This is a genomic window from Streptomyces sp. NPDC059851, from assembly GCF_042732005.1.
Taxonomy (GTDB): domain Bacteria; phylum Actinomycetota; class Actinomycetes; order Streptomycetales; family Streptomycetaceae; genus Streptomyces.
On sequence record NZ_JBHWJJ010000121.1, the window covers coordinates 1 to 26,821 of the forward strand.

The following is a 26,821-nucleotide window of genomic DNA, read 5'->3' on the forward strand; positions in this document are numbered from 1 at the left end:
CCTCCACGGGGCCCGGCCTTCCGTCCGTCCGGCGCAGCCCGTCCGCCGGCGCCCCACGCACCGGCGGACGAGCGGACGAGCGGACGAGCGGACGAGCACGCCAAGCGTGCGGGCAGCGCAGGCAGCGCCGCGGCTACCCGCGCGCGATAACCTCCGCCGCCGCGCGCCCGCACACCCGTGCGGCACCGTGCGTGGCGATGTACAGGGCGCCGCGCGGCTCGGCCCGCGGCAGCCCCATCTCGACCACGACCGTGTCCGGCCGGGCCGCGACCAGCGCGTCCAGGACCTCGGCCATCCACGGGTGCCGGTGCGCGTCGCGGACCACGGCGACCACCGTGCGCTCGCCGGCCGCCGCCAGGATCTCCCCCGCCGCAGCGCCCCGCGGGTACACGCCCGACCCGGTGCCCGGCAGCAGCGCGGCCAGCTCGGCGGCCACGCCCCACGGGGTCTCGTCGCCCACCGCGACGTTGGCGACGGGGGCGAGCGTGGCGACGTACGGGGCGGAGACCGGGCCCCGGCCGCCGGAGACGACCAGCGCACGGCGGGCCGCCTCCAGGCCGATGCCGGGCGCGCCCCCCTCCGGCGCGCCCGGCACGGCGGGGGCGGGCCCGGCCGAGCGGGTCCACTCGGCCAGCGCCCGGACCCGGGCCGCCGCGTCGGCGAGCCGCTCCTCGGGGAGCACCCCCTCGCGTACGGCGGCGACGAGGGCGTCCCGGAGCCGGAGCACGGTGGCCTCGTCGGCGAGCCCGCCGCCCACGCAGATCGCGTCGGCGCCGGCGGCGATGGCGAGGACCGAGCCGCGCTCGATGCCGTACGTCCCGGCGATGGCGTTCATCTCCATTCCGTCGGTGACGATCAGGCCCTCGTAGCCGAGCTCCTTGCGCAGCAGTCCGGTCAGGACCTGCGGGCTGAGGGTGGCCGGACGGACGGGGTCGAGGGCGGGCACCAGGATGTGCGCGCTCATCACGGCCTTGGTGCCGGCCTCGATGGCGGCCCGGAAGGGGACCAGCTCGCGCACGGCCAGGGTCTCCAGGTCCACGTCGATGCGCGGCAGCGCGTGGTGCGAGTCGACGTTGGTGTCGCCGTGGCCCGGGAAGTGCTTGGTGCAGGCGGCGACGCCGGCGGCCTGGAGGCCTTCGACGTACGCGGCGGTGTGCCGGGCGGCGAGGCCGGTGTCGGCGCCGAAGGACCGTACGCCGATGACCGGGTTGTCGGGGTTGGAGTTGACGTCGGCGGACGGCGCCCAGTTGAGGTTGACCCCGCACTCGGCGAGGCGGCGGCCCAGCTCGCGGGCCACGTCGCGGGTCAGGCCGGTGTCGTCGACGGAGCCCAGGGCCAGGTTGCCGGGGAAGGAGGAGCCGCCGCGGACCTCCAGGCGGGTGACGTCGCCGCCCTCCTCGTCGATGGCGACGAGGACGTCGTCCCGCTCGGCCCGCAGCTGCGCGGTGAGCGCGGCGAGCTGCTCCGGCGAGGCGATGTTGCGGCCGAACAGGCCGACGGCGGTAAGGCCCTCGGAGACCCGGCGCAGCAGCCAGGCGGGGGCGGAGGTGCCCTCGAAGCCGGGCTGGAGGACTGCGAGCGCGTCGCGGGTGAGCGTGTCGGCGGGATGCGCGAGGACGGTCACGGGCCGTTATCCCTTCACGGCGCCGGCGGTCATCCCGCCGACGGCCTTGCGCTGGAGGAAGACGAAGATGACCAGGACCGGGACCGCGAAGAGCGAGGAGGCGGCCATGGTGGCGCCCCAGTCGTTGCCGAAGGCGGTCTGGAACTGGGTCAGCCACAGGGGCAGGGTCTGCGCCGCCTTGTCCTTGTTCAGGATCAGGACCATCGCGAACTCGTTCCAGGCGGTGATGAAGCCGAAGAGCGAGGTGGACATGAGGCCGGGGGCCAGCAGCGGGAAGATCACCTTGCGGAAGGCCTGGCCGCGGGTGCAGCCGTCGATCTGGGCGGCCTCCTCCAGCGTCACCGGGACGGCGGCGATGAAGCCGCGCAGGGTCCAGATGGTGAAGGGCAGGACCATCACGAAGTAGATCGCGGTCAGCAGGCCGAGGCTGTTCAGCATCTCGGCGTCGCGGGCGATCATGTACATCGCGATGACCATGACCTCCCAGGGGGCCATCTGCGCCATCATCACGCCGAGGACGAGGCCCTTGCGACCCTTGAACTTCATGCGGGCGATCGCGAAGCTCGCGGCGAGGGCCACGAGCAGCGCCAGCAGCACGGCCCCGACGGTGACCAGCAGGCTGTTCTGCACGTACGTCCAGAAGAGCTCGACGCCGGTGGCCGTGGTGAAGTTGTGGAACGTCGGGGTGAAGACGAAGACCGGGTCCTTGGTGAGGATCTCGCCGGACGGCTTGAGGGCCGAGGAGAACATCCAGTAGACGGGGAAGACGAAGACCACGGCCAGGACCAGGGCGCCGAGGTTCTTCGCGACGGCTCCCGGTCGGACCGGGCGGCGGGTGCGCAGCCGCGGCGCGGGCTTCGGGGCGGTGGTGGTGCTCACTGCTCCTCCTCCTGCTTCAGGATCAGGCGGAAGTAGAAGGACATGACGACGACGAGCATCACGATCGTCAGGACGGAGATGGCCGCCGCGAGGGCGTAGTGGCCCTGGCTCTGGCCCTCGACGAAGGCGAAGACGGGCAGGGTTTCGGAGGCGCGGTCGGGGCCGCCGCGGTTCATCGCGTAGACCTGGGTGAAGGCCTTGAACACCCAGATCACTTCGAGGAAGGTGGTGACGAGGAAGAACGGCCTGAGGTGGGGGAAGACGACCTGCCAGAAGGTCTGCCAGCCGTTCGCGCCGTCCATCCGCGCGGCCTCGTACAGCTCGGCGCTGACGGTGGTCAGGCCGGCGTACATGTTGAGGGCGACGAAGGGGACGGAGCCCCAGACGACCAGGATCGTGACGATCACCAGGGTCGACCAGCCGGTCTCGAACCAGTTGTGCTGCTCGTAGCCGGAGAAGCCGAGCGTGCGCATCACCCAGTTCATGACGCCGAACTGCTCGTCGAACAGCCACTGGAAGACGGTCACGGACGCGACGATCGGCATGGCCCAGGCCATCACCAGGGCCATCGACAGGACCAGGCGCATCCACTTCCCGAGCCGGTTGAGCAGGAGGCCGAGGAGGCTGCCGATCGCCATGATGAGCGCGACGTTGGCGGCGGTGAAGGCGAAGGTGCGGACGACGACGGTCCAGAAGTGCCCGTCGCCCAGCAGCTGGGTGTAGTTCTCGACGCCGTGGAAGGGCGCCTTGCGCTGGATGAACTCGATCCGGTCGACCTTCTGAAAGGACAGGATGACGTTCTTGGCCAGCGGGTACAGCAGCAGGGCGGCCATGCTGAGCACCGCCGGTGCGATCAGCAGGTACGGCAGCCGTCCCGAGGGCGACGAGGGCCCGGACCCGCGAGGAGACCGGGCCTTCTTCCCGGCTCCGATGGGCTGCGGCGGCTGCGGCTGCTGTGGCGCCCCCGACGTGCGCGGCCCGCCGGACCCGTGGGGTGCGTCCTGCGGAGCGGTCGCCGCTCCCTGGGAGTGCACGGTCATGTGTTCGTTTCCTCGCGGTTGGCTGTGGCGACCGGCGTCCGCCGCGCCCGGGTCGGCCGCGGGCGGGCGTCGCGTACGTCCGCCCGTGCGACCGGGGGTGCGGCGGGCGCTGCCGGGCGCCCGCCGTGACCTCCCGGTGCAGGTGCGGTGCGGGTGTTACTTGTTGATGCGGCTCGCGATCTCCTTGTCCGCGTCCGCGCCCGCCTTGGCGGCGTCCTCACCCTTGAGGACCTTGGTCATGAACTCCTTGATCGGGTTGGGCTCGGTCTCGACGTTCGCCCAGCCCGGGGTGACCGGGGTGATCTTGCCGTTGACGCCGCCCTTGCCCATCGCCTCGGCGAAGGAGCCCGCGGCCGGGGTGAAGTTGGCGGCGGCCTGGTTCGGCAGCAGCGAGCCCTTGACCTCGGCGGCGTACTTCGTCATCTGGTCCTTGCCGGTGGCCAGGGCCAGCCACTCCTTGGCGAGCTCCTTGTTCTTGGAGCGCTCGGCGACGGCGAGGTTCGAGCCCCCGAGGAAGACGGTGCCCGGCTTGTCGGCGGTCTTGCCCGGGATCGGGAAGTAGCCGAAGTCGGCCTCCTTGCCCGCCTCCTTCAGGGCCTTCTCCGCACCACCGGCCTCCCAGCCCAGACCGATCCAGGAGGCGACGCCGCCCTTGGGGACGATGTCGGTGGACTGCTGCGGCGTGGCCTCGTCCTTGTCCTTGGGGGCGGTGGAGTAGGACTGCAGCTTCTTGTAGAACTCCATCGCGGAGGCGGCCTGCGGGGTGCCGAGCCCGCCCTTCCACTTGCCGCCGTCCTTGACGGCGAGGTCGCCGCCCTCGTCCCAGATCAGGCCCGCGAGGACGTACCAGCTCTGGCCGGGGAGGTAGATCGGCTGCGAAGAGGGGTCGGCGGCCTTGAGCTTCTCCAGGCCGGCGATCCACTCGTCACGGGTCTTCGGCGGGGTGACGCCGGCCTTCTCGAAGGCCTTCTTGTCGTAGACGACGACGCGGTTGGCCGCGTACCACGGGGCGGAGTAGAGCTTGCCCTCGTACTCGGCGGAAGCGAGCATGCTCTTCTGCCAGGCGTCGGCGCCGAGCTGACCCTTCTCCTTGGTCAGGTCGGCGAGACCGCCGGTGACCGCGTAGCCGGCGGTCTGGGTGTTGCCGAGCTCCAGGACGTCCGGCGGGGTGCTTTCGGAGAGGGCGGTGGTGACCTTCTCCTGGATGCCCTTCCAGGCCTGGACCTCGACCTTGACCGTCACACCGGGGTGCTTGGCCGCGAACTCCTTGTTGACCTCGTCGATCCAGGCCTTCGGCGCGGAGCCGTCCATCACCCAGACGGTTATCTCCTTGGCGCCGCCCGCGTCGGCCGTGCCCTTGTCGTCGCCGCCCCCGTTGCCACACGCCGCGACACCGGCCATCATGCCCGCGACACCGACCGCCGCGATGAGCTTGCGCTTCACGCCACCCTCCTCAGGGATGCTGCCTGCAACTTCCCTCGCCCGCCGCGGTGATGCACGAGTACTGCGCGAGTACTGCCCGTGGGGCCGGGATCTGATTCATATTGGTGTAGACCAGTACCGGGAGCTTGGCCTAGACCTTTAGGGGTGTCAAGGGTCTAATGATCGGGTGCCGCGTCCGTTACCGGACCGACACCTGGGGGAGGACTTCAAGCCCGTCCCCCCGCCCGTGTCACCATGTGACCGCACATATCGGAGGAGCCGGTGACGGCAGCGAAACTGGAGTCGGGAAGGCGGGCGGCGATGGCCACCGAAGGGGCGACCACCGAGCCGGAGGGCGGTGCGGCCACTCGCACCGCACGCGTGCCCAAGTACTACCGACTGAAGCGGCACTTGCTCGACATGACGGAAACGCTGCCGCCGGGCACGCCCGTCCCGCCCGAGCGCACGCTCGCCGCCGAGTTCGACACGTCCCGCACCACCGTGCGCCAGGCCCTCCAGGAACTGGTCGTCGAAGGCCGGCTGGAGCGCATCCAGGGCAAGGGCACCTTCGTGGCCAAGCCGAAGGTCTCCCAGCCACTGCAACTCTCCTCCTACACGGAGGACATGCGGGCGCAGGGCCTGGAGCCCACCTCCCAGCTCCTGGACATCGGCTACGTGACCGCCGACGACACCCTGGCCGGACTGCTCAAGATCGCCACGGGCGGGCGCGTCCTGCGCATCGAGCGGCTCCGCCTGGCCAGCGGCGAGCCGATGGCCATCGAGACCACCCACCTGTCGGCCAAGCGCTTCCCCGCCCTGCGCCGCTCGCTGGCCAAGTACACCTCGCTCTACACCGCCCTCGCAGAGGTGTACGGGGTCCGGCTCGCCGAGGCCGAGGAGACCATCGAGACCTCGCTGGCCACCCCGCGCGAGGCCGGGCTGCTCGGTACGGACGTCGGCCTGCCGATGCTGATGCTCTCCCGGCACTCGCTGGACGCCGACGGGGAGCCGGTCGAGTGGGTGCGCTCGGTCTACCGCGGAGATCGATACAAGTTCGTTGCCCGACTCCAGCGCCCCGCGGTCTGATCCGTAGTTGACTCTCGTTCCGCTATACGGACGGGGGCTTACGTTCACCGGTCGGGCCCCCGTAGATTCCCTGCGCTTGCGCAGATGATCAACGAGGGGACGAGGATCATGCCGGAACCGGAAGCAACAGACACCCAACGGGACGCGGCGAGTTCGGGCACGGCACCGGACTCGCCCTACGCATCAGGCCGCACGACCCCGAAGTCGATCGCCGTGTGGGCGCTCGTCGCCCTCATCGGGGCCATCGGCTGGGCCGTGCTCGCGCTCTCCCGCGGCGAGGAGATCTCCGCCGCCTGGCTGCTCGCCGCCGCACTCGGCTCGTACGCCATCGGCTACCGCTTCTACGCGCGCTTCATCGCCCACCGGGTCCTCCGGGTCGACAAGACCCGGGCCACGCCCGCCGAACGCCTTGACAACGGTGTCGACTTCCACCCGACCGACCGCCGGGTTCTCTTCGGACACCACTTCGCCGCCGTCGCCGGCGCCGGGCCGCTCGTCGGCCCGGTGCTCGCCGCGCAGATGGGCTACCTGCCCGGCACCATCTGGATCGTCGCCGGCGTGATCTTCGCGGGTGCCGTCCAGGACATGGTCACCCTGTTCTTCTCCACCCGGCGCGACGGCCGCTCGCTCGGCCAGATGGCCCGGGACGAGATCGGCCCCGTGGGCGGAGCCGCCGCCCTCGTCGCCGTGTTCGCCATCATGATCATCCTGCTGGCGGTGCTCGCCCTGGTCATCGTCAACGCGCTGGCGCACTCGCCCTGGGGCGTGTTCTCCATCGGCATGACCATCCCGATCGCCCTGTTCATGGGCTTCTACCTGCGCGTGCTGAGGCCGGGCCGGGTCACCGAGGTCTCCGTGATCGGCGTCGCCCTGCTGCTGCTCGCCATCGTCGCGGGCGGCTGGGTCGCGGAGTCGTCGCTGGCGGACACCTTCACCCTGGAGAAGGAAACGCTGATCATCTGGATGGTCGCGTACGGCTTCGTCGCCTCGGTGCTGCCGGTGTGGATGCTGCTGGCGCCCCGCGACTACCTCTCCACCTTCATGAAGATCGGCACGATCGCGATGCTCGCCCTGGGCGTCGTCATCGCCATGCCGACGCTGAAGATGCCCTCGATCACCGACTTCGCCGCCCGCGGGGACGGCCCGGTCTTCGCCGGGTCCATGTTCCCCTTCGTCTTCATCACCATCGCCTGCGGCGCCCTGTCCGGCTTCCACTCCCTGGTCTCCTCCGGCACCACCCCGAAGATGATCCAGAAGGAGACCCAGGTCCGGGTCATCGGCTACGGCTCCATGCTGACCGAGTCGTTCGTGGCCGTCATGGCGATGATCTGCGCGTGCATCATCGAGCCCGGCCTGTTCTTCGCGGTCAACTCCCCCGGCGGGGTCGTCGGCACCACGGTCCAGACCGCCTCCGAGGCGGTCACCAACTTCGGCTTCTCCGTTACGCCGGAGTTCCTCGCGCAGGCCGCCAAGGACGTCGAGGAGGCCACCCTGCTGTCCCGCACGGGCGGCGCACCGACCTTCGCACTCGGAATGTCGGAAATCTTCTCGGCCGTCGTCGGTGGCGCCGGTATGAAGGCCTTCTGGTACCACTTCGCCATCATGTTCGAGGCGCTGTTCATCCTGACCACGCTGGACGCGGGCACCCGTGTCGGCCGGTTCATGCTCCAGGACACCCTCGGCAACGTGCACAAGTCCTTCAAGGACGTCAGCTGGAAGCCGGGGGTCTGGCTGGCCAGCGCACTCGTCGTCGGCGGCTGGGGCTACTTCCTGTGGGTCGGCGTCAAGGACCCGCTGGGCGGCATCAACCAGCTCTTCCCGCTGTTCGGCATCGCGAACCAGCTGCTCGCGGCCGTGGCCCTGGCGGTCTGCACGACCCTGCTGGTCAAGTCCGGCCGCCTGAAGTGGGCCTGGGTGACCGGCGTCCCCCTGGTCTGGGACGTGGCCGTCACCCTCACCGCGAGCTGGCAGAAGATCTTCTCGGACGACGTGAAGGTCGGGTTCTTCGCCCAGCGCGACAAGTACCAGGACGGCATCGACGCGGGGAAGGTGCTCGCACCCGCGAAGAACATGGACGAGATGCACACGGTGGTCACCAACGCCACCGTCGACGGCGTCCTGGCCGGGCTGTTCGCGGTCCTGATCATCATCGTGCTGCTGGACGCGGCCCGCACCTGCATCCGGGCCGTCCGCAGCCCCGGGACGGTCCGGCTGACCGAGGTCCCGTGGACCGAGTCGAAGATCATCGCCCCGGCCGGGCTCATCGCGACGCCGCAGGAACGGGCCGAACTCGCCGCCGCAGGCCTCGACTCGGGCGGCGGCCGCGTGAAGGAGCCCGTGGCGTGAGCGGCGGCGGGGTGCGCGGCGCGCTGGCGAAGGCGCGGTTCTACGTTCGGGAGTTCTCCGGCGAGGCGGCGTACGACCGGTACGTCGCGCACGCCCGCTCCCACGACCCGGACGCCGAGGTCATGACCCGCCGCGCCTTCGAACGCGCCCGCACCGACGCCCGCGAGGCGGACCCCCGCGAGGGCTTCCGCTGCTGCTGAGCGTCGCCACGGCGGAGGGGCCCGCCCGGTGACTGGCGGGCCCTTCGCCGTGCGCGGGCTCAGCGCACCCAGTCCTTGAGGGGCTCGGTCTGCAGGATGATGCCGACGGGCTCCGGGAGGGCGACGTCCGACCCGTACGGCACGATGTGAACGCTCTCGTATCGGCGGCCGTTCGGCTGGCTGTAGACGGAGACCTCGCACTTGGCCCTGTCGATGAGCAGGTAGACGGGGATGCCCGTCTCCGCGTAGGCCCGTGGCTTCTCGACATGGTCACGCCGGTGCGTATCGGAGTCCCACGAGGTCACCTCGACGGCCATGAGGATCGGCTCGGGGTCCACCCAGTCGCCCTGCCCGGCGAAGGCATGCGAGGGCGCCAGCGCTGCATCGGGGATGGCCCTGCCCGCCCGGTACTCCTGCACCTTGATCCCCTGGCCCTGGTGCAGCCAGAGCTCGGGCCGGTACTGCATGCAGATCCGCGTCAACCACTGGACGATCATCCCGTGGTCGCCGTCCGGCATGGCCTTGCTCCTCAGTACCCCGTCGATGAATTCCAGCCGCGTCCCCTCCGTCTCGCGAGCCGCTATGCGCGCGATGGCCTCGAAATCCTCGGTCAGCATGTGGGGGTGGTCAGTCATCGCGGTCATGCCTCGCTCGCCTTCCTCGACGGTGCTGCTCCGACGATAGCGCCGGGCGGTTGCCCCCGTCCGGCACACTCGGCGGCAGGAACATCGACATCCGAACCGCCGTGCCCGCCGAGTGCGAACGACTGGGCGAGATCACCGGGCAGGCCTACACCGGGGACGGGCTGCTCGACCAGAGCGAGGAGGACACCTACCTGAACCGTCCTGCGCGACGTGGCCGGCCGGGCCGCCGCCGGCGAGGCGCTGGTCGCCGTACGGAACGGGGACGGAACGGGGAGGTGCTCGGCGGGGTGACCTTCGCCCCGCCCGGGAGCCCGCTCGCCGACGTCGCCGGGCCGCACGAGGCCGAGTTCCGGATGCTGGCGGTGGCGCCGGAGGCGCGCGGCACGGGCATCGGGGAGGCCCTCGTACGGGCGTGCACCGAGCGGGCCCGCGCCTTCGACGGGCTCACCGCGCTGACCCTGTCCACCCGGCCGGCGATGCGGGGCGCCCAGCGGATCCACACGCGCCTGGGCTTCGTCCGCACCCCGGAACTGGACTGGCCCCCGAACCCCGCACTGACCCTGCTCACCTACCGACTGGAGCTGTGGGGCCACGCTCAGCAAAGGCCCGGACACAACATCTAGGGGGTCGCACAGAAACCTCCCCCCACATGTATGCTCATCCTCGCTGTCGCCGCAGGGGAATCCGGTGCGAATCCGGAACTGTCCCGCAACGGTATGAAGTACACCCATCGGTGTCACCGAAGTCCGACGACCTGCCGACGGCGCGCCCGGCTCGACCGAACCGGGTGCCGACCACGTCCGGGCCTCGCGGTAGGGCCTGCGGACGCCGCGCGGTGCTGCCCTGGACGGGCCCTGCCCGCGCGCGCCCGCTCGCGCCCGCGCCGCCGCGTCCCGGAGCCGAGCGAGGGAGAGCTCCCCCCGTGACCATCGCGCCTTCCGCACCGCGCGCCGAGTCCGACCCGTCCGACAACGGAACTGAGGGGGGCCCCGGGGCCGCGCTGCTGCGCACCCTCACCGAGCTGACCGCCGACCTTCCCGACACCGACCCGGGCCGGGTCGCCGCCGCCGCCCTGCGCGGCCGCAGCGCGAGCGCCGACGAGGCCGAGCTGCGCGGGCTGGCCACCGAGGCCGCGGCGGGCCTGATCTCCGAGGACCCGGCCTACTCGCGGCTCGCCGCCCGCCTGCTGACGCTCGCCGTCGCCGAGGAGGCCGCGAGCCAGGGCGCCACGTCCTTCTCCGCCTCGGTCGAGGTCGGCCACCGCGAGGGCCTGATCGCCGACCGCACCGCCGAGTTCGTCCGGCTGCACGCGAGCCGCCTCGACGCACTGGTCGAGCACACCCTCGCCGAGGGTGCCGACGACCGCTTCGGCTTCTTCGGCCTGCGCACCCTGCACAGCCGCTACCTGCTGCGCCACCCGATCACCCGCCAGGTCATCGAGACCCCGCAGCACTTCATGCTGCGCGTGGCCTGCGGCCTGGCGGAGAACGAGAGCATCGAGGCCGTCGAGGAAGTCGCGTCCCTGTACCGGCTGATGAGCCGCCTGGACTACCTGCCGTCCTCCCCCACGCTGTTCAACTCCGGTACGCGGCACCCGCAGATGTCCTCCTGCTACCTGCTGGACTCCCCGCTGGACGAGCTCGACTCGATCTACGACCGCTACCACCAGGTCGCGCGCCTGTCGAAGCACGCCGGTGGCATCGGCCTGTCGTACTCCCGCATCCGCGCCCGCGGTTCGCTGATCCGCGGCACCAACGGCCACTCCAACGGCATCGTCCCGTTCCTGAAGACCCTCGACGCCTCCGTCGCCGCCGTGAACCAGGGCGGCCGCCGCAAGGGCGCCGCCGCCGTCTACCTGGAGACCTGGCACGCGGACATCGAGGAGTTCCTGGAGCTGCGCGACAACACCGGTGAGGACGCCCGGCGCACGCACAACCTGAACCTGGCGCACTGGATCCCCGACGAGTTCATGCGCCGCGTGAACTCCGACGGCGAGTGGTCGCTGTTCTCCCCGGCCGACGTGCCGGAGCTGGTCGACCTGTACGGCGACGAGTTCGACGCCGCCTACGTCAAGGCCGAGCAGGCGGGCCTGGCCAAGAAGACCATGCCGGCCCGCGAGCTGTACGGCCGCATGATGCGCACCCTCGCGCAGACCGGCCAGGGCTGGATGACCTTCAAGGACGCCTCCAACCGGACCGCGAACCAGACCGCCCTGCCGGGCACGGTCGTCCACTCCTCCAACCTGTGCACCGAGATCATCGAGGTCACCAACGACGGCGAGACGGCCGTCTGCAACCTCGGCTCGGTCAACCTCGGCGCGTTCGTACTCGCCGAGACGGGCGAGATGGACTGGGAGCGCCTCGACGAGACGGTCCGCACCGCCGTGACCTTCCTCGACCGGGTCGTGGACATCAACTTCTACCCGACCGAGGAGGCCGGCCGCTCCAACGGCAAGTGGCGCCCGGTGGGCCTGGGCGCGATGGGTCTCCAGGACGTCTTCTTCAAGCTGCGCCTGCCCTTCGACTCCGACGGGGCCAAGGCCCTCTCCACGAAGATCGCCGAGCGGATCATGCTCGCCGCGTACGAGGCCTCCGCCGACCTCGCCGAGAAGCACGGCACCCTCCCGGCCTGGGAGCAGACCCGTACCGCCCGGGGCGTGCTGCACCCCGACCACTACGACGTCGAGCTCACCTGGCCGGAGCGCTGGGACGCGCTGCGCGCCCGGATCGCCGTCACCGGCATGCGCAACTCGCTGCTGCTGGCGATCGCGCCGACCGCGACGATCGCCTCGATCGCGGGCGTGTACGAGTGCATCGAGCCGCAGGTCTCCAACCTGTTCAAGCGCGAGACGCTGTCGGGTGAGTTCCTCCAGGTGAACGGCTACCTGGTGGAGGACCTGAAGAAGCTCGGCGTGTGGGACGCCCAGACCCGCGAGGCGCTGCGCGACTCCTCCGGCTCGGTCCAGGGCTTCAACTGGATCCCGGCCGAGGTCCGCGAGCTGTACCGCACGGCGTGGGAGATCCCGCAGCGCGGCCTGATCGACATGGCGGCGGCCCGTACGCCGTACCTGGACCAGTCGCAGTCGCTGAACCTGTTCATGGAGACGCCGACCATCGGCAAGCTGTCGTCGATGTACGCGTACGCCTGGAAGCAGGGTCTGAAGACCACGTACTACCTGCGCTCGCGCCCGGCGACGAGGATCGCCCGCGCGGCGTCCGGCGGTGCCGCCGTCCCGGCCGCCGCCACTCCCCTTCCGCAGGCCCTCGACGCCGAGGCGCTGGCCTGCTCCCTTGAGAACCCCGAGTCCTGCGAGGCCTGCCAGTAATGCCGACCCCCGACAAGAACCTCCTCGACCCCGGCTTCGAGCTGACGCTCCGCCCGATGCGCTACCCGGACTTCTACGAGCGCTACCGGGACGCGATCAAGAACACGTGGACGGTGGAGGAGGTCGACCTCCACTCGGACGTGGCCGACCTGGCCAAGCTGACGCCCGCCGAGCAGCACATGATCGGCCGGCTGGTCGCGTTCTTCGCGACGGGCGACTCGATCGTGGCGAACAACCTGGTCCTGACGCTGTACAAGCACATCAACTCCCCGGAGGCGCGCCTGTACCTGTCGCGCCAGCTGTTCGAGGAGGCCGTGCACGTCCAGTTCTACCTGACGCTGCTGGACACCTACCTGCCCGACCCGGACGACCGTGCGGCCGCCTTCGCCGCGGTGGAGAACATCCCCTCCATCCGTGAGAAGGCCCAGTTCTGCTTCAAGTGGATGGACTCGGTCGAGAAGATCGAGCGGCTGGAGACCAAGGCGGACCGTCGTCGCTTCCTGCTGAACCTGATCTGCTTCGCCGCGTGCATCGAGGGCCTGTTCTTCTACGGCGCCTTCGCGTACGTGTACTGGTTCCGCAGCCGCGGTCTGCTGCACGGCCTCGCCACCGGCACCAACTGGGTGTTCCGGGACGAGACCATGCACATGAACTTCGCGTTCGAGGTCGTGGACACGGTCCGCAAGGAGGAGCCCGACCTCTTCGACGACGAGCTGCAGCAGCAGGTCACGGACATGCTCAAGGAAGCCGTCGAGGCGGAGCTGCAGTTCGGCCGCGACCTGTGCGGTGACGGCCTGCCGGGCATGAACACCGAGTCGATGCGCGAGTACCTGGAGTGCGTCGCCGACCAGCGCCTGGTGCGCCTCGGCTTCCCGCCGGTGTACGGCTCGCAGAACCCGTTCTCGTTCATGGAGCTCCAGGGCGTCCAGGAGCTGACGAACTTCTTCGAGCGCCGCCCGTCGGCCTACCAGGTCGCCGTGGAGGGCACGGTCGACCTGGACGAGGACTTCTAGCCGGGCGTGCGCGAGGGCCCCGGTAGGCGATTCCGCCTGCCGGGGCCCTCGTGCGTTCCGGGGCCGCGCCGTCCGCCTAAGTCGCCGGCGGCGTGCTGGAACGGGACGTGGTCGAGACGCGGGCCGAGGCCGTGCGGCGGGTCGGCCGGCGGGTGCCGCCGGGCCTCCCGCAGCTGGCGGTCGACCGCCAGATCCCGCCGCAGGCCGAGGAAGGCCGGGGCGAGCACCAGGGCGGTGAGGGCCAGGACCGCCAGACAGCCCAGGAAGGTGTCCATACCTCCACTGTCGCCCCGATCCGGTGGGGTCGCGCGGCGGGGTCCTACTCGTTCGGGACGGTCTCGTAGCGCGGGGTGCCCTCGGCCATCTGGCGCAGGGCGTCCTTGCGGTCCCGCTTGGAGAGCCGGTCGATGTACAGGTAGCCGTACAGGTGGTCGGTCTCGTGCTGGAGGCAGCGGGCGAAGTAGCCGGTGCCGCGCACCTTGATCGGGTTGCCCTTCGCGTCCTGGCCGGTGACCTCGGCGTAGTCCGGGCGGGCCAGCGACGCGTACGCGGTCGGGACCGACAGGCAGCCCTCGTTGGAGTCGTCCAGCACGCGGGAGGCGGCCGGCAGCTCCACGAGCTTCGGGTTGACCACGACACCGGTGTGGCGGACGCCCTCGTCGTCCGGGCAGTCGTAGACGAAGACCTTGGCGTCCACGCCGATCTGGTTCGCGGCCAGGCCCACGCCCTCCGCGGCCCGCTGGCTGGCGAACATGTCGTCGATCAGCTGCGCCAGCTCGTCGTCGAACTCCGTGACGTCCTTGCACTCACGGTGCAGCACCGGGTTGCCCACGACCGTGATCCGACGGGCGGTGCCGCGCTCGCGGTGGGCGAGCTCGCGCGCCTCACAGTCCTCGGTGTCCACGACGTAACCGTCGTCGTCCACCGCGATGACCTCGTTCTCCTGCTGCGCCATTCCGCCGTACGCCTTCCGTAAGTCCACCCGTTCACCATGTGCCGGTACAGCCTACGGTGCCCGGTCAGCAGACTTCTTCGAGATCCCGCCACTCCCGGGTGTCCGGGCTGTCGGCGACCCAACCGTCGAGCAGCCCGCGCACCAGGCCCGCCGGCGCGGCGATGCCGCATTCGCGCTCGGGGACCCACAGGGAGCCGGAGCCCGCCGTGCGGTGGCCGAGCGGGCCGGGGTGGCCGGGTTCGCTGTGGTCGTGCGGGTCCAGGTGCTCGCCGTCGCCCTCACCGCTCGGCATCACGCTCTCCGAGCAGGTCCGGCACAGCAGCCGCACCGAGGACGACCAGTCCTCGGCGGCGAAGCCCGCGTCCGAGGCGAGCTGCTCCAGGGCGTCCCGGTCGGTCTCGGTGGCCGCCTCCAGCAGTACGACCCAGGTCGGCACCGGCGACGGCGCCCACAGCTCGATCTCGTCGAATACGGGGTAGGCGGGCCCGGCCGCGGTGACCCGCTCGCCGTTGGGGACCCCGTCGTGCAGGACGACCTCGCCCCAGCGCCGCCCGGACGAGGGCAGCGGGATGGACAGCACCTCGATGCGGGCCGGGTCCAGCCGGCGGCCCCAGACCACCTCGGCCTCGCCCTCCGGCGAGAGCCGGACGGCGGCGCTGCCGAGCTCCATGCCGACGGGTTCGCCGCCCTTGCCGTGCGGGTCGCCGGGCACCTTCAGCCCGTACGCCTGCCAGGCGCGCCGGGCCAGCGGCCAGTCCTGCAGCGCGGTCGCGGCGATGCCGACGTTCCACCAGTCCGGGGCGCCGGTCTCGCGGTCCAGCAGGGCCACGGCCCGCAGCCCGGCGGCCCGCGCCTGCTCCCAGTCGTGCCGGAACTTGTGCAGGAGGGCCAGGTTGAACCAGGACTCCGACAACCAGGGCTCCAGGTCGGCGGCTCTGGTCAGCAGAGCACCCGCGTCCTCGTACCGGCCGTCGCCGATCAGCGTGAACGCGCGGTCGGTGGCCTGCCGCCACGAGGCGGAGGGCCTATGCCGTACCTTCCCGAAGATCCTCACGATTCCCGCCTGCTTGGGGGCGCCCCCAGCGGTGGCTGGGGGGACAACGGTGCAGCCTTGCGGACACCCTCACGGACGCTCCTACTCGCATCCAACCATGCCCACTCGGACGGCCGCTCATTACCCATGGGTTACCCAGGTGGGACGGGATCAACTCTGTCACGTCCGCCCCTGGCCAGAACCCCCGCGGGGCACCCGCGGCCCTCCGGTCCGGCAGGCGTTCCGGCAGGCCCCGGCCGCTTCCGGGCAGGGCGGGCGCACAGACGAACGCCCCCGGGATTGGCGCCTTCGGGTGAACGAAGGACCATCCCGGGGGCGGAATCACCCTCGGTCGCCGTGCGGTCAGCCGGCAGCGGGATCGGCGGTGACGTCGTGGTCGGGCACCGCCTGCCCCGAGCGGATCAGCTCGATCCGCCCCATCACCTTGGAGCGCAGGTCGCTCGGCACGTCGTCCGAGCCGCAGCAGCGCTTCACCAGCTTCTTCACGGCCTGCTCCAGGCCGTACTTCTCCAGACAGGGGTTGCACTCGCCGAAGTGCGTCTCGAACTTCGTGCAGTCGCTGTCCGGCATCTCGTGGTCCAGGAACTCGTAGAGGTGGTCAAGTACCTCCGAGCACTCCGTCTCGTGCGGCTCTCCGCAGCTCATGAGCCCGAGCCTTTCAGGTCGTTCGACTCTCCCGCTCCCGCGGGGACGAGCCCGCGCTCACGGGCGTAGTCCTCCAGCAAGCCGCGGAGTTGACGGCGGCCACGGTGCAGTCGGGACATGACCGTACCGATGGGTGTACCCATGATGTCCGCGATCTCCTTGTACGCAAAGCCCTCTACGTCGGCAAGATAGACCGCGATGCGGAACTCCTCCGGGATGGCCTGAAGGGCCTCCTTCACGTCGGAATCGGGCAGGTGGTCGAGCGCCTGCGACTCGGCGGAGCGGAGCCCCGTCGACATGTGCGACTCGGCGCGCGCCAGCTGCCAGTCCTCGATCTCCTCCGCGGCGCTGCGCTGCGGCTCGCGCTGCTTCTTGCGGTAGGAGTTGATGAAGGTGTTGGTCAGAATGCGGTAGAGCCACGCCTTGAGGTTGGTGCCCTCGCGGAACTGGTGGAAGGACGCGTACGCCTTGGCGTACGTCTCCTGGACCAGGTCCTCGGCGTCGGCCGGATTGCGCGTCATGCGCAGTGCGGCCGAGTACATCTGGTCGAGGTAACCGAGGGCGTCCCGCTCGAAGCGCGCGTTGCGCTCGGCGGTCGTCTCCTCCGCGTGGCCTTCCTCGGTCCCAGCGACAGGACCCACCTCCTCCGACTGCGCGACGGCTCCGAAAGCGGACCCGCTCGAATCGGAGAATAGTCGACCATCCCGGCCCTCCGCCGCCCGGAGCGGGCTGCGCTTGGGCGCGGGGAGGACCGTCCATTCCAGCCCAGCAGCCTGCGGACGGTCCTGGCTGATGACCTGGGTCATGCGCTCCCTCTCCTCCGACGAGTTCCCTTGCGTTCCGACAGTCGACACAACAGCAGGGTCGGGCCGCGCATTCCCGCAGGGGCACGTGCGGTCACGGTTTGTGTCAGGTCGCACAGCGGGCAAGGATCGGCGGGCGCGGTGGGCGCGGATCACGCGGTGGGCGCGGATCAGCGGGGCAGCGCCTCCAGCCAGGCGGCGACGGCCTCCGTGATCGCGTCGAGGGCCTCGTCCTGCGTCAGGTCCGCCTTCTTGGGCACGGCGAAGCCGTGGTCGCCCTGCTCCACCTCGACGATCTCGTACGGTTCCGGACCGCCGGGCGGCGGGAACTCCGCGGGCCGCCCGAAGGGGTCCCGGCCGCCTTGGACCACCAGGGTGGGCAGCCCGGCCCCGGTCAGCTCCTCGGCCCGGGACTTCTCGGGCTTGCCCGGCGGGTGCAGGGGGAACGCCAGCGCCAGCACCCCGGCCGCGCCGAGTGCGGCACCGGTCCGGCAGGCCACCCGGGCGCCCGCGCTGCGCCCGCCCGCCACCACGGGCAGCCCGGGCCGCTCCAGCGCGGGCCACAGGCCGCGCCAGCCCTCGTCGAGCACCTTCGGCGCGGCGGCCACCTTCTTGCCTGCGACCCGCCAGGGCTGCTCGACCAGGGCGACGGTGGTCCCCCGGGCCGGCAGGGCGACGGCCAGCGCCCGCAGGTCGCGCGCCTCGATCCCGCCGCCCGCCCCGTGGCCGAGGGCCAGGACGAGCCGGGCCTCGGCTGCGGGGTGCCAGGTGATGCGGGCCTCGCCCGCCGGGGTCGGGACGCTCTCGGTGCGCGTACGCGTGGTCATGTCCCCATCCTGCCCGCCGCGGTGGCGGGAGCGGACTAGAAGAGGGTGCCCTCCTCCGGCGCGTCCAGCTCCTGGAGCAGCTCCGGCCCGTTGTTGCGCACGTTGCTGACGGCGGTGGAGACCGGGAAGGCGCGCATCAGTCCTCCGGGGGGCGGGGCGAGCAGCTTCTGCAGCGTGCCGTCGGTGTCGGTGTTCGCCGGGTCGAGCCAGGCGTCCCAGCGGTCCGGGGTCAACATCAGCGGCATCCGGGGGTGGATCTCGGACAGCGAGCGGGGCCCGTCGGCGGGGGCGACGGCCAGCGGTGCGGTCTCGGCCTCGGTGGTGATCACCGAGCAGGTCGCCCACCAGGCCTGCGGGTGCTCGTCGGGCAGGGTGCGGTCGCGCCAGAACTCGTAGACGCCGGCCATGGCGAAGACGGCGCCGTCGGCGGGGAGCACGAAGTACGGCTGCTTGCGGGCCCGCTTGCGCTTCCCCTCGACCTCCAGGCGGCGCTCGTCGTGGGCGGTGACCCACTCGTAGTACCCGTCCGCGGGGATGATGCAGCGGCGCTGTGCGAAGGGGCGGCGGAAGGAGGGCTTATCGGCGAGGGTCTCGGACCGGGCGTTGATCATCCGGGCGGCGCCGTCGGGGTTCTTGGCCCAGGACGGGACGAGGCCCCACCGCAGGACGCGCAGCTGGCGAACCGGACGCGGGCTCGCGGCGTCTTTGAGGGGGCGGTCGAGGACGACGTGGACCTCCTTCGTCGGCGCCACGTTCCAGTCGGGGGCCAGGGTCTCCTCGGGCTCCCACCGCTCCACACCGAAGATCCGGGCCAGGTCCTCGGGCCCGCGGCCCGCTGCATACCGTCCGCACATGCCTGCCACACTGCCATGTCACCCCCAGCTACCGCTGGGAGGTGCCCCCCGACCATCACCGCAAGGAGTCCGCCGCTTTATGGACAGCACCACGCCGGCCGGCCTGTGGGACCGGCTCACGGGCATACAGACCCCGCCGGCCCTGTGGCTGGTGATCGTGACGGGCCTGGCCGCACTGGCGCTCGTGGCGCCGCACCCGGTGTGGCGGGTGTCCCGCAACGCCGTGACCATCGCGCACGAGGGCGGGCACGGCCTGCTGGCGCTGCTGACGGGGCGGCGGCTCGACGGCATCCGGCTGCACTCGGACACCAGCGGCGTCACCGTCAGCCGCGGCAAGCCGACCGGCCTCGGGATGATCCTGACGGCGGCCGCCGGGTACACGGCGCCCTCGCTGCTGGGCCTGGGCGGGGCCGCACTGCTGTCGGCGCACCGGATCACGCTGTTGCTCTGGGCGGCCACCGCGCTGCTGCTGGCGATGCTGGTGATGATCCGCAACGCGTACGGCGCCCTGACGGTGGTGCTGGCCGGCGGCACGTTCGTCCTGGTGTCCTGGCTCGCAGCGGCCGAAGTGCAGGCCGGGTTCGCGTACGCGGCCGTGTGGTTCCTGCTGCTGGGCGGGGTCCGGCCGGTGTTCGAGCTGGGGGCCAAGCGGCGGCACGGCGGGGCTCCGGATTCGGACGCGGACCAGCTGGGGCGCCTCACCCACACGCACCCGGTGCTGTGGCTGTTCCTCTTCCACGCCGTGGCGCTGTCCGCGCTGATCGGCGGCGGACGGTGGCTTCTCACCCTCTGAGACCGGTCCCCCGTGGCGGCTCGATCACGATCAGCGCCCGGGCACAGCCACTAAAGTGGTGGCCATGACCCAGACCCCCGCGCTTCCCGCCCTCTGGCCTGCCCCGCACGCCGACGGCACCGTCCACGCCACTGTCACCGTGCCCGGGTCGAAGTCCGTCACCAACCGGGCCCTGGTCCTCGCGGCGCTTTCCGCGGAGCCCGGCTGGGTGCGCCGCCCGCTGCGCTCGCGGGACTCGCAGCTGATGGCGGACGCCCTGCGGGCGATGGGCGTGGGCATCGAGGAGACCGTCTCCTCCAGCTCCGGCGACGACGCGGGCGGCGAGGCCTGGCGGATCATTCCGGCGGCCCTGCACGGCCCGGCCACCGTCGACGTCGGCAACGCCGGCACGGTGATGCGCTTCCTGCCGCCGGTCGCCACGCTCGCCGACGGCGACATCCGCTTCGACGGCGACCCGCGGTCCTACGAGCGGCCGCTCGGCCAGGTCATCACCGCCCTGCGCGGGCTGGGCGCACGCATCGACGACGCGGGCCGGGGCGCACTGCCGCTGACCGTGCAGGGCGGCGGGGCACTGGAGGGCGGCTCGGTCTCGCTCGACGCGAGCAACTCCTCCCAGTTCATCTCGGCGCTGCTGCTCGCGGCCCCGCGCTTCAACCAGGGCGTGGAGGTGCGGCACGTCGGCGCGACCCTGCCCTCGATGCCGCACATCCGGATGACGGTGGAGATGCTGCGTGCGGCGGGCGCCCAGGTCGACACGCCGGAGGCGGGCGGGGAACCGAACGTGTGGCGGGTCGCTCCGAGCGCCCTGCTGGGCCGCGACATGGTGGTGGAGCCGGACCTGTCGAACGCACAGCCGTTCCTGGCCGCTGCCCTGATCACGGGCGGCACGGTCACCGTCCCGGACTGGCCGCGCCGCACCACGCAGCCCGGCGACGAGCTGCGCCGGATCTTCACGGAGATGGGCGGCTCCTGCGAGCTGACCGACGCGGGCCTGGTCTTCACCGGCACCGGCAAGATCCACGGCATCGACGTGGACCTGAGCGAGGTCGGCGAGCTGACACCCGGCATCGCGGCCGTCGCGGCGCTGGCCGATTCCCCGTCCACCCTGCGCGGGGTGGCGCACCTGCGCCTGCACGAGACGGACCGGCTGGCGGCGCTGACCGCGGAGATCAACGGGCTCGGCGGCGACGTCACGGAGACGGCCGACGGCCTGCACATCCGCCCGCGCCCCCTGCACGGCGGCGTGTTCCACACGTACGACGACCACCGGATGGCCACCGCGGGCGCCGTGATCGGCCTGGCGGTCGAGGGCGTGCAGATCGAGAACGTCGCGACGACCGCGAAGACGCTGCCGGACTTCCCGAGGATGTGGACGGACATGCTCGCGGGCTCGGGAGCGTAGGCCCGTCATGCGCAGGTACGGCAAGCACACCGACGAGGACGACATCCGGTCCCGCCCCAACCCCAAGGGCAACCGGCCCCGCACCAGCAAGCGGCCCAAGCACGAGGACGCGGCGGAGGGCTTCGTCCTCACCGTCGACCGCGGGCGGCTGACCTGCCTGGTCGAGGACCGCACGGTCGTCGCCATGAAGGCGCGCGAGCTGGGGCGCAAGGCCGCGGTGGTCGGCGACCGGGTGTGGCTCGTCGGCGACCTGTCCGGGAAGAAGGACACCCTCGCGCGGATCGTGCGCATCGAGGAGCGCAAGTCCGTCCTCCGCCGCACCGCGGACGACGACGACCCGTACGAGCGGGTGGTCGTCGCCAACGCCGACCAGCTGGCGATCGTCACCGCGCTGGCGGACCCCGAGCCGCGTCCGCGCATGATCGACCGCTGTCTGGTGGCCGCGTACGACGCCGGGCTGGAGCCCCTGCTGGTGCTGACGAAGTCGGACCTGACGTCCCCGGACAAGATCCTGGAGATCTACGCGACGCTGGGTGTGGCCTACGTGGTGACCAACCGCGAGGAGCTGGCGGCCGGCGAGGCCGCGGAGCGGGTGCGCGAGCGGCTGGCCGGCCGGATCACCGCCTTCGTCGGCCACTCCGGCGTCGGCAAGACGACCTTGGTGAACTCGCTGGTCGGCAAGGGCCGCCAGCGCGCGACCGGGCACGTCAACGCGGTGACCGGGCGCGGCCGGCACACCACCACCTCGGCGCTGGCGCTGCCGCTGCCCTCGGGTGACGGCTGGGTCATCGACACCCCCGGTGTGCGGTCGTTCGGATTGCACCACGTGGATCCCTCGCGCGTGATCCTGGCCTTTCCGGACCTGGTGCCCGGTACGGAGGACTGCCCGCGCGCGTGCAGCCACGACGAGCAGGACTGCGCGCTCGACGCCTGGGTGGCGGAGGGACACGCCGATCCGGCGCGACTGTACTCGCTGCGTCGGCTGCTGGGGACGCGGGAGCGGCGCGAGGGCGACTGATCGCTGCGTCAGGGTCCGGTCGTCCGCCCGGGTCCGGTCGTCCGGCTCGGTCCGGTCGTCCGGCGGGGTTCGGGAGGGTTTGCCGGGGTCGTGGTCCGGTGAATGCATAATCGCACTGAGTGACGCGATGTCACCTGACGCGGGGAGGCATTCGCCATGGCGTGGCTGCTGGTCGTCGTCGCCGGACTCTTGGAGACCGGGTTCGCGGTCTGCCTCAAGCTGTCCCACGGGTTCACCCGGCTGTGGCCGACGATCGCCTTCGCCGCCTTCGCGCTCGGCAGCTTCGGCCTGTTGACACTGGCCTTGAAGAAGCTGGACGTGGGGCCGGCGTACGCGGTGTGGACCGGCATCGGCGCGGCGGGGACCGCGCTCTACGGCATGATCTTCCTCGGCGACCTGGTCTCCACCCTCAAGATCGTGTCGATCACGCTGGTCATCCTCGGGGTCATCGGCCTCCAGCTGTCCGGGTCGGCTCACTGAGCAGCCGCAGCAGCCCGAGCAGTTCCCCGAGCCCCGGATCCCGTGCCGGGGCTATCACGTACGACAGCGCGAGCCGCACGGCGAGTTCGCACTGCTGCGCCCCGTCGCCCGGCGCGAGCACGGCCGCCGCCCGCTCCCGCACAGCCCGGGCCAGCTCCCCGGGAGCGGGGGCGGGTACGCCGGGGCGGGCGCCCTGCCCGGGCGGCATCGGCAGGGTGCCGTCCCAGGACCCGGTCAGCAGGGCCCGTACGAGGGGGCGCGCGCGGGCGGCCCGTACGGTCCACTCCGCGACCGAGGCGAGCCGGTCGCCCCCGCTGGCGGCCGGGGCGCGCAGCACCCGGTCCACCCCGTCGAGGTACCAGTCGGCCTCGCGGCGCACGAGGGCGCGGCCGAGGCCCGCCTTGCCGCCGAACTCGTTGTACAGGGTCTGCCGGGACACCCCGGCGGCGGCCGCCACGTCGACCATCCGCACGGACGGCCAGGGGCGCCCCGAGAGCGCCACTGACGCCGCTTCCAGCAAGGACTCCCGGGCTGCCGGCATCGCGTCTCCCCGCTCGACTCCTCCGCCAGGGTTGACGGGTCGCCAGGTCCTGTCAAGGGCGCCTGCCCGATCGCACCGTGGACGCCGCTCGCCCGCCCCCGCGCCTGCCGATACTGTTCGGCCATGCCCGAGTATGAGGATGATCTGCGCCTTGCCCTGGAGCTCGCCGACGCGGCGGACGCCGTCACGATGGAGCGGTTCCGCGCCCTGGACCTGAAGGTCGAGACGAAGCCGGACATGACCCCGGTGAGCGAGGCGGACCAGGCCGCCGAGGAGGCGGTTCGGGCGGGTATCGAAGCCGCACGGCCCGAGGACGCGATCCTGGGCGAGGAGTACGGCCTGAAGGGGAGCGGCCCGCGCCGCTGGGTCGTGGACCCGATCGACGGCACGAAGAACTACGTGCGCGGCGTGCCCGTCTGGGCGACGCTCATCTCGCTGATGCAGGAGGGCCCTGACGGGGTGTTCCGCCCCGTGGTCGGGGTGGTGTCGGCACCCGCGCTGGGACGCCGCTGGTGGGCGGCACAGGGCGGGGGCGCGTACGCGGGCGGTGCGTTGGGCGGCGAGCCGCAGCGCATCGGGGTGTCGCAGGTGGGCACCCTGGCCGACGCGTCGTTCGCTTACTCCTCGCTCAGCGGCTGGGAGGAGCAGGGCCGGCTCGACGGCTTCCTGGAGCTGACCCGACAGTGCTGGCGGACCCGCGGCTACGGGGACTTCTGGCCGTACATGATGGTCGCGGAGGGCTCGCTCGACCTGTGCGCCGAGCCGGAGTTGAACCTGTGGGACATGGCGGCCATCGCGGCGGTGGTCCAGGAGGCGGGCGGCCGCTTCACGAGCCTGGAGGGCGCGGACGGCGTGCACGGCGGGAACGCGGCGGCCTCGAACGGGCTGCTGCACGAGCAGATGCTCGGGTACCTGCGCCCCCGCGCCTGACCCCGGCCGGCGCGGGTGAGCACCCCGGGCCGCGCCGGGGGAACCAGCCAGCGCCTGCGCCTGCGCCTGCACCCCGAGTACTGCCACGGGACGACCGCGTGCGCCCTCTTGATGACCCTCCGTGGCCGTGGGAATCTGAAACTCCCCCGCTTGTGCACTTGTGAATGACTTCTCAAGCGCGGGACTCTCTCAGGAGGTGGCTCTCTTCATGCTCGTCCGTGACGCCATGAGCACCGTGATCCTCACCCTCGGCCCCGCCCACACCATCCGACAGGCGGCCTGCCTGATGTCCGGCCGCCGGGTCGGCGCGGCCGTCGTCCTCGACCCCGAGCACAGCGGAATCGGCATCCTGACCGAACGGGACGTCCTCAACTCCATCGGCGCGGGCCACGACCCCGACCGGGAGTCCGTGGGTGCGCACACCACGAACAACGTCGTGTTCTGCACCCCGGAGACCACCCTCCAGGACGCCGCCGAGGCGATGGCCCACGGCGGCTTCCGGCATCTGATCGTCGTCGAGGACGGCGGCCCCGTGGGCATCGTGTCCGTCCGCGACATCATCCGCTGCTGGGTGCCGGCCCGGCGCAGCACCGTAGCGGCATAGGAGAACGGCGGCGGGCCGGCCCCCTGGTGGGGTCCGGTCCGCCGCCTCCCTACGGCAAGCGGTCGGGTCAGCCGCGTAGGGCCTGGACCGCGACCTCCAGCCGCTTGCCGAAGTCGCCGTCCGCCTGACGGAAGTTGTTGATCGCGCGCTCGGCGATGTCGTCACGGGAGACCTTGGCGATGAAGCCGGCCAGGTTCTCGATCAGACGGCCCTTCTCCTCCTCCGACATCAGGCGGTAGAGGTTGCCCGCCTGGACGAAGTCGTCGTCCTCGGAGTGGACCGGGGCGGCATGGTCGCCGGTGACGCCGGCCACCGGGACGGGCTGCCAGAGCGGGCGGTCGATCTGGTGCGGGCCGCCGAAGGAGTTCGGCTCGTAGTTCTTCGCGCCCTTGTGTCGGCCGTCGTAGAGGAAGCCGTCGCGGGAGTTGGTGCGCGCCTCGGTGGCGTGCGGGCGGTTCACCGGCAGGTGGTCGGCGTTGATGCCGACGCGGTAGCGGTGGGCGTCGCCGTAGGCGAAGAGGCGGCCCTGGAGCATCTTGTCCGGGGACGGGCCGATGCCGGGCACGAAGTGGGCGGGGCTGAATATGCTCTGCTCGACCTCGGCGAAGATGTTCTCCGGGTTGCGGTTGAGCTCCAGCTTGCCGATCTCGATCGGCGGGTAGTCCTCGTGCGGCCACACCTTGGTGAGGTCGAACGGGTTGAAGCGGTAGGTCGCCGCGTCCGCCGCCGGCATGACCTGGACCTGGACGGTCCAGGTCGGGAACTCGCCGCGCTCGATGGCCTCGCGCAGGTCGCGCTGGTGGGAGTCCGGGTCCTCACCGGCGAGGGCGTTGGCCTCGGCCTGGGTGAGGTTCTTGATGCCCTGGTCGGTCTTGAAGTGGTACTTGACCCAGAAGACCTCGCCGGCCTCGTTGTTCCACTGGAAGGTGTGCGAGCCGTAGCCGTTCATGTGGCGGTACGAGGCCGGGATGCCGCGGTCGCCGAACAGCCAGGTGACCTGGTGGGTGGACTCGGGCGACAGGCTCCAGAAGTCCCAGACGTTGTCCGCCTCGGTCGAGCCGGTGTACGGGTCGCGCTTCTGCGTGTGGATGAAGTCGGGGAACTTGATGGCGTCCTTGATGAAGAACACCGGGGTGTTGTTGCCGACGAGGTCGTAGTTGCCCTCTTCGGTGTAGAACTTCAGCGCCCAGCCGCGGGGGTCGCGCACGGCGTCGGCGGCACCGAGGTTGCCCGCCACGGTCGAGAAGCGCAGGAAGGTCTCGGTCTGCTTGCCGACCTCGGAGAGGAACTTGGCGCGGGTGTACTTCGTGACGTCCGCAGTGACGGTGAAGGTGCCGTAGGCGCCGGCGCCGCGGGCGTGCACCACCCGCTCCGGTATGCGCTCACGGTTGAAGTGCGCGAGCTTCTCCAGCAGCAACTGGTCCTGGACGAGGACCGGTCCGCCGACGCCCGCCGTCTCGCTGTTCTGGTTGTCGGCGACCGGCGCCCCGGCCTCCGTGGTGAGCGGTCCCTGCGTCACGTGCGCCTCCTGCGTCATTGCTGCCGTGTCCTGTCCGGTCCAGGCCGGTCCTTGGCCTTTGCCGAACTCGATCCTACGATGGACTTTGTCTAAGTCAAGTAAGTATCCAAGTCCGTACGGGCTCGGGAATTGCACCCGGTCCCCCGCTGTTAGGCTGGTGTCCATGAGTGACCTGCTGGAACGACTTCGCGACCGCGGATGGCGCATGACCGCACAGCGGCGTGTCGTGGCCGAGGTGCTCGACGGTGACCACGTTCACCTGACGGCTGACGAGGTGCACGCGCGCGCCGTGGACAAGCTGCCCGAGATCTCCCGGGCGACCGTCTACAACACGCTGGGCGAGCTGGTGGCCCTCGGCGAGGTCCTGGAGGTCTCCACGGACCGGAGGGCCAAGCGCTACGACCCGAACGCCCACAAACCCCACCAGCACCTGGTGTGCGCGCAGTGCGGCGCGATCCGGGACGTGCACCCGGCGGGCAACCCGCTGGCCGACCTGCCGGATGCGGAGCGGTTCGGCTTCGTGGTGTCGGCGGTCGAAGTGACCTACCGCGGCGTGTGCCCGGACTGCTCCGGCGCCTGACGACGCAGAGGAGGGCCCGGGAGCGGTGCTCCCGGGCCCTCCTGCGTTGGAACAGGTCTCCCCGACACGCGTGTGTGCCGCCCTGCTCGGGTTCTCGTTCAAGGAACGACGATGGCCCGGATCCTCAGGATCCGGGCCTTCGTCATCAGTAGCGGGGACAGGATTTGAACCTGCGACCTCTGGGTTATGAGCCCAGCGAGCTACCGAGCTGCTCCACCCCGCGTCGGTAAACACGAC

Annotated in this window: 27 protein-coding genes, 1 tRNA gene and 1 riboswitch; of the genes, 13 read left to right on the plus strand and 15 right to left on the minus strand. The window is 71.4% G+C overall.

Features of this window, described 5'->3' with window-relative positions; translation table 11 throughout:
* Window positions 1-133 precede the first annotated feature (133 nt).
* From ACFV7Q_RS30195 to ACFV7Q_RS30210, 4 genes are all read right to left on the minus strand, one after another.
* Window positions 134-1,624, minus strand: a complete 1,491-nt coding sequence (locus ACFV7Q_RS30195) for a glycoside hydrolase family 3 protein (RefSeq protein ID WP_385433166.1) — start codon at window positions 1,622-1,624, stop codon at window positions 134-136.
* A 6-nt stretch (window positions 1,625-1,630) separates the two neighbouring features.
* Window positions 1,631-2,467, minus strand: a complete 837-nt coding sequence (locus ACFV7Q_RS30200; protein ID WP_385433207.1) for a carbohydrate ABC transporter permease — start codon at window positions 2,465-2,467, stop codon at window positions 1,631-1,633.
* A gap of 32 nt (window positions 2,468-2,499) precedes the next feature.
* A complete protein-coding gene (locus ACFV7Q_RS30205; protein WP_385433168.1) occupies window positions 2,500-3,543 on the minus strand; it encodes a carbohydrate ABC transporter permease in 1,044 nt (347 codons plus the stop codon).
* Between the two features lie 156 nt (window positions 3,544-3,699).
* Window positions 3,700-4,986, minus strand: a complete 1,287-nt coding sequence (locus ACFV7Q_RS30210) for an extracellular solute-binding protein (RefSeq protein ID WP_385433170.1) — start codon at window positions 4,984-4,986, stop codon at window positions 3,700-3,702.
* A gap of 300 nt (window positions 4,987-5,286) precedes the next feature.
* On the opposite strand from ACFV7Q_RS30210, the gene ACFV7Q_RS30215 reads away from it, so the two are divergent.
* The 3 genes from ACFV7Q_RS30215 to ACFV7Q_RS30225 all read left to right on the plus strand — a co-directional run bounded on the left by ACFV7Q_RS30215 (window position 5,287) and on the right by ACFV7Q_RS30225 (window position 8,597).
* A complete protein-coding gene (locus ACFV7Q_RS30215; RefSeq protein ID WP_179172853.1) occupies window positions 5,287-6,051 on the plus strand; it encodes a GntR family transcriptional regulator in 765 nt (254 codons plus the stop codon).
* Between the two features lie 108 nt (window positions 6,052-6,159).
* Complete coding sequence (locus ACFV7Q_RS30220) at window positions 6,160-8,397, plus strand: carbon starvation CstA family protein (RefSeq protein WP_385433172.1); 2,238 nt, start codon at window positions 6,160-6,162, stop codon at window positions 8,395-8,397.
* Entirely contained in the window at window positions 8,394-8,597 is a 204-nt protein-coding gene (locus ACFV7Q_RS30225; RefSeq protein WP_360630894.1) for a YbdD/YjiX family protein, read from the plus strand. The genes ACFV7Q_RS30220 and ACFV7Q_RS30225 overlap by 4 nt, the downstream gene beginning before the upstream one ends.
* Before the next feature lie 59 nt (window positions 8,598-8,656).
* On the opposite strand, the gene ACFV7Q_RS30230 is transcribed toward ACFV7Q_RS30225, so the two are convergent.
* Window positions 8,657-9,241: a Uma2 family endonuclease gene (locus tag ACFV7Q_RS30230; RefSeq protein WP_385433175.1), complete on the minus strand. Its 585-nt coding sequence runs from the start codon at window positions 9,239-9,241 to the stop codon at window positions 8,657-8,659.
* 101 nt (window positions 9,242-9,342) lie between these two features.
* Between ACFV7Q_RS30230 and ACFV7Q_RS30235 the strand changes: the two genes are divergently transcribed.
* The 3 genes from ACFV7Q_RS30235 to ACFV7Q_RS30245 all read left to right on the plus strand — a co-directional run bounded on the left by ACFV7Q_RS30235 (window position 9,343) and on the right by ACFV7Q_RS30245 (window position 13,579).
* Entirely contained in the window at window positions 9,343-9,864 is a 522-nt protein-coding gene (locus ACFV7Q_RS30235) for a GNAT family N-acetyltransferase (RefSeq protein WP_385433177.1), read from the plus strand.
* Window positions 9,865-9,919: 55 nt separating this feature from the next.
* A riboswitch (cobalamin riboswitch) is annotated at window positions 9,920-9,996 on the plus strand.
* 167 nt (window positions 9,997-10,163) lie between these two features.
* The gene (locus ACFV7Q_RS30240; RefSeq protein WP_385433179.1) at window positions 10,164-12,566 is read left to right on the plus strand and encodes a ribonucleoside-diphosphate reductase subunit alpha; all 2,403 of its coding nucleotides are present in this window, start codon (window positions 10,164-10,166) and stop codon (window positions 12,564-12,566) included.
* Window positions 12,566-13,579 carry a ribonucleotide-diphosphate reductase subunit beta gene (locus ACFV7Q_RS30245; RefSeq protein ID WP_385433181.1) on the plus strand — a complete coding sequence of 338 codons (1,014 nt, stop codon included), beginning with the start codon at window positions 12,566-12,568 and terminating at the stop codon, window positions 13,577-13,579. The genes ACFV7Q_RS30240 and ACFV7Q_RS30245 overlap by 1 nt, the downstream gene beginning before the upstream one ends.
* On the opposite strand, the gene ACFV7Q_RS30250 is transcribed toward ACFV7Q_RS30245, so the two are convergent.
* The 7 genes from ACFV7Q_RS30250 to ACFV7Q_RS30280 form a co-directional block, all read right to left on the minus strand.
* Window positions 13,576-13,854 (minus strand): hypothetical protein, encoded by a 279-nt coding sequence (locus tag ACFV7Q_RS30250; RefSeq protein ID WP_385433183.1) that lies wholly within the window; start codon window positions 13,852-13,854, stop codon window positions 13,576-13,578. The genes ACFV7Q_RS30245 and ACFV7Q_RS30250 overlap by 4 nt on opposite strands.
* Window positions 13,855-13,898: 44 nt before the next feature.
* Window positions 13,899-14,534: a peptide deformylase gene (gene def / locus ACFV7Q_RS30255; RefSeq protein WP_385433209.1), complete on the minus strand. Its 636-nt coding sequence runs from the start codon at window positions 14,532-14,534 to the stop codon at window positions 13,899-13,901.
* A gap of 64 nt (window positions 14,535-14,598) precedes the next feature.
* Complete coding sequence (locus ACFV7Q_RS30260) at window positions 14,599-15,588, minus strand: hypothetical protein (protein WP_360630879.1); 990 nt, start codon at window positions 15,586-15,588, stop codon at window positions 14,599-14,601.
* A gap of 342 nt (window positions 15,589-15,930) precedes the next feature.
* Window positions 15,931-16,233, minus strand: a complete 303-nt coding sequence (gene rsrA, locus ACFV7Q_RS30265; RefSeq protein ID WP_179172862.1) for a mycothiol system anti-sigma-R factor — start codon at window positions 16,231-16,233, stop codon at window positions 15,931-15,933.
* Complete coding sequence (locus tag ACFV7Q_RS30270) at window positions 16,230-16,874, minus strand: sigma-70 family RNA polymerase sigma factor (RefSeq protein WP_179172889.1); 645 nt, start codon at window positions 16,872-16,874, stop codon at window positions 16,230-16,232. Before ACFV7Q_RS30270 ends, rsrA begins: the two co-directional genes overlap by 4 nt.
* Before the next feature lie 332 nt (window positions 16,875-17,206).
* Window positions 17,207-17,863, minus strand: coding sequence for an alpha/beta family hydrolase (locus ACFV7Q_RS30275; RefSeq protein WP_385433185.1), 657 nt, complete (start codon window positions 17,861-17,863; stop codon window positions 17,207-17,209).
* A gap of 35 nt (window positions 17,864-17,898) precedes the next feature.
* Window positions 17,899-18,717 (minus strand): SOS response-associated peptidase, encoded by an 819-nt coding sequence (locus ACFV7Q_RS30280; protein ID WP_385433187.1) that lies wholly within the window; start codon window positions 18,715-18,717, stop codon window positions 17,899-17,901.
* A gap of 79 nt (window positions 18,718-18,796) precedes the next feature.
* Between ACFV7Q_RS30280 and ACFV7Q_RS30285 the strand changes: the two genes are divergently transcribed.
* The 4 genes from ACFV7Q_RS30285 to ACFV7Q_RS30300 all read left to right on the plus strand — a co-directional run bounded on the left by ACFV7Q_RS30285 (window position 18,797) and on the right by ACFV7Q_RS30300 (window position 22,410).
* Window positions 18,797-19,510: a M50 family metallopeptidase gene (locus ACFV7Q_RS30285; protein ID WP_385433189.1), complete on the plus strand. Its 714-nt coding sequence runs from the start codon at window positions 18,797-18,799 to the stop codon at window positions 19,508-19,510.
* Between the two features lie 64 nt (window positions 19,511-19,574).
* Entirely contained in the window at window positions 19,575-20,912 is a 1,338-nt protein-coding gene (aroA, locus tag ACFV7Q_RS30290; protein WP_385433191.1) for a 3-phosphoshikimate 1-carboxyvinyltransferase, read from the plus strand.
* A gap of 7 nt (window positions 20,913-20,919) precedes the next feature.
* The gene (gene rsgA / locus ACFV7Q_RS30295; protein ID WP_385433193.1) at window positions 20,920-21,930 is read left to right on the plus strand and encodes a ribosome small subunit-dependent GTPase A; all 1,011 of its coding nucleotides are present in this window, start codon (window positions 20,920-20,922) and stop codon (window positions 21,928-21,930) included.
* A gap of 156 nt (window positions 21,931-22,086) precedes the next feature.
* A complete protein-coding gene (locus ACFV7Q_RS30300) occupies window positions 22,087-22,410 on the plus strand; it encodes a DMT family transporter (RefSeq protein WP_385433195.1) in 324 nt (107 codons plus the stop codon).
* Here the strand turns inward: ACFV7Q_RS30300 and ACFV7Q_RS30305 are convergent.
* On the minus strand, window positions 22,376-22,951 hold the full coding sequence (locus ACFV7Q_RS30305; RefSeq protein ID WP_385433197.1) for a TetR/AcrR family transcriptional regulator: 576 nt from the start codon (window positions 22,949-22,951) through the stop codon (window positions 22,376-22,378). The two genes, ACFV7Q_RS30300 and ACFV7Q_RS30305, sit on opposite strands and share 35 nt — an antisense overlap.
* 123 nt (window positions 22,952-23,074) lie before the next feature.
* Between ACFV7Q_RS30305 and hisN the strand changes: the two genes are divergently transcribed.
* Both hisN and ACFV7Q_RS30315 read left to right on the plus strand, forming a co-directional pair.
* A complete protein-coding gene (gene hisN, locus ACFV7Q_RS30310) occupies window positions 23,075-23,881 on the plus strand; it encodes a histidinol-phosphatase (RefSeq protein ID WP_385433199.1) in 807 nt (268 codons plus the stop codon).
* A gap of 208 nt (window positions 23,882-24,089) precedes the next feature.
* Window positions 24,090-24,485, plus strand: a complete 396-nt coding sequence (locus ACFV7Q_RS30315; RefSeq protein ID WP_385433201.1) for a cyclic nucleotide-binding/CBS domain-containing protein — start codon at window positions 24,090-24,092, stop codon at window positions 24,483-24,485.
* A 67-nt stretch (window positions 24,486-24,552) separates the two neighbouring features.
* Here ACFV7Q_RS30315 and ACFV7Q_RS30320 read toward each other — a convergent pair whose 3' ends face one another.
* Window positions 24,553-26,004, minus strand: coding sequence for a catalase (locus tag ACFV7Q_RS30320; protein ID WP_385433203.1), 1,452 nt, complete (start codon window positions 26,002-26,004; stop codon window positions 24,553-24,555).
* 163 nt (window positions 26,005-26,167) lie between these two features.
* Between ACFV7Q_RS30320 and ACFV7Q_RS30325 the strand changes: the two genes are divergently transcribed.
* Window positions 26,168-26,584, plus strand: coding sequence for a Fur family transcriptional regulator (locus ACFV7Q_RS30325; RefSeq protein ID WP_385433205.1), 417 nt, complete (start codon window positions 26,168-26,170; stop codon window positions 26,582-26,584).
* 149 nt (window positions 26,585-26,733) lie between these two features.
* On the opposite strand, the gene ACFV7Q_RS30330 is transcribed toward ACFV7Q_RS30325, so the two are convergent.
* A tRNA-Met gene (locus tag ACFV7Q_RS30330) sits at window positions 26,734-26,807 on the minus strand.
* Window positions 26,808-26,821: the final 14 nt, after the last annotated feature.

Bases quoted from the DNA above. Each gene is read 5' to 3' on its own strand.
- ACFV7Q_RS30205 (WP_385433168.1), bottom strand. From the start codon at position 3,543: ATGACCGTGCACTCCCAGGGAGCGGCGACCGCTCCGCAGGACGCACCC.
- ACFV7Q_RS30215 (WP_179172853.1), top strand. From the start codon at position 5,287: ATGGCCACCGAAGGGGCGACCACCGAGCCGGAGGGCGGTGCGGCCACT.
- ACFV7Q_RS30220 (WP_385433172.1), top strand. From the start codon at position 6,160: ATGCCGGAACCGGAAGCAACAGACACCCAACGGGACGCGGCGAGTTCG.
- ACFV7Q_RS30230 (WP_385433175.1), bottom strand. From the start codon at position 9,241: ATGACCGCGATGACTGACCACCCCCACATGCTGACCGAGGATTTCGAG.
- ACFV7Q_RS30245 (WP_385433181.1), top strand. From the start codon at position 12,566: ATGCCGACCCCCGACAAGAACCTCCTCGACCCCGGCTTCGAGCTGACG.
- ACFV7Q_RS30250 (WP_385433183.1), bottom strand. From the start codon at position 13,854: ATGGACACCTTCCTGGGCTGTCTGGCGGTCCTGGCCCTCACCGCCCTG.
- def (WP_385433209.1), bottom strand. From the start codon at position 14,534: ATGGCGCAGCAGGAGAACGAGGTCATCGCGGTGGACGACGACGGTTAC.
- rsrA (WP_179172862.1), bottom strand. From the start codon at position 16,233: ATGAGCTGCGGAGAGCCGCACGAGACGGAGTGCTCGGAGGTACTTGAC.
- ACFV7Q_RS30275 (WP_385433185.1), bottom strand. From the start codon at position 17,863: ATGACCACGCGTACGCGCACCGAGAGCGTCCCGACCCCGGCGGGCGAG.
- ACFV7Q_RS30280 (WP_385433187.1), bottom strand. From the start codon at position 18,717: ATGTGCGGACGGTATGCAGCGGGCCGCGGGCCCGAGGACCTGGCCCGG.
- ACFV7Q_RS30285 (WP_385433189.1), top strand. From the start codon at position 18,797: ATGGACAGCACCACGCCGGCCGGCCTGTGGGACCGGCTCACGGGCATA.
- aroA (WP_385433191.1), top strand. From the start codon at position 19,575: ATGACCCAGACCCCCGCGCTTCCCGCCCTCTGGCCTGCCCCGCACGCC.
- rsgA (WP_385433193.1), top strand. From the start codon at position 20,920: ATGCGCAGGTACGGCAAGCACACCGACGAGGACGACATCCGGTCCCGC.
- ACFV7Q_RS30300 (WP_385433195.1), top strand. From the start codon at position 22,087: ATGGCGTGGCTGCTGGTCGTCGTCGCCGGACTCTTGGAGACCGGGTTC.
- ACFV7Q_RS30305 (WP_385433197.1), bottom strand. From the start codon at position 22,951: ATGCCGGCAGCCCGGGAGTCCTTGCTGGAAGCGGCGTCAGTGGCGCTC.
- hisN (WP_385433199.1), top strand. From the start codon at position 23,075: ATGCCCGAGTATGAGGATGATCTGCGCCTTGCCCTGGAGCTCGCCGAC.
- ACFV7Q_RS30315 (WP_385433201.1), top strand. From the start codon at position 24,090: ATGCTCGTCCGTGACGCCATGAGCACCGTGATCCTCACCCTCGGCCCC.
- ACFV7Q_RS30325 (WP_385433205.1), top strand. From the start codon at position 26,168: ATGAGTGACCTGCTGGAACGACTTCGCGACCGCGGATGGCGCATGACC.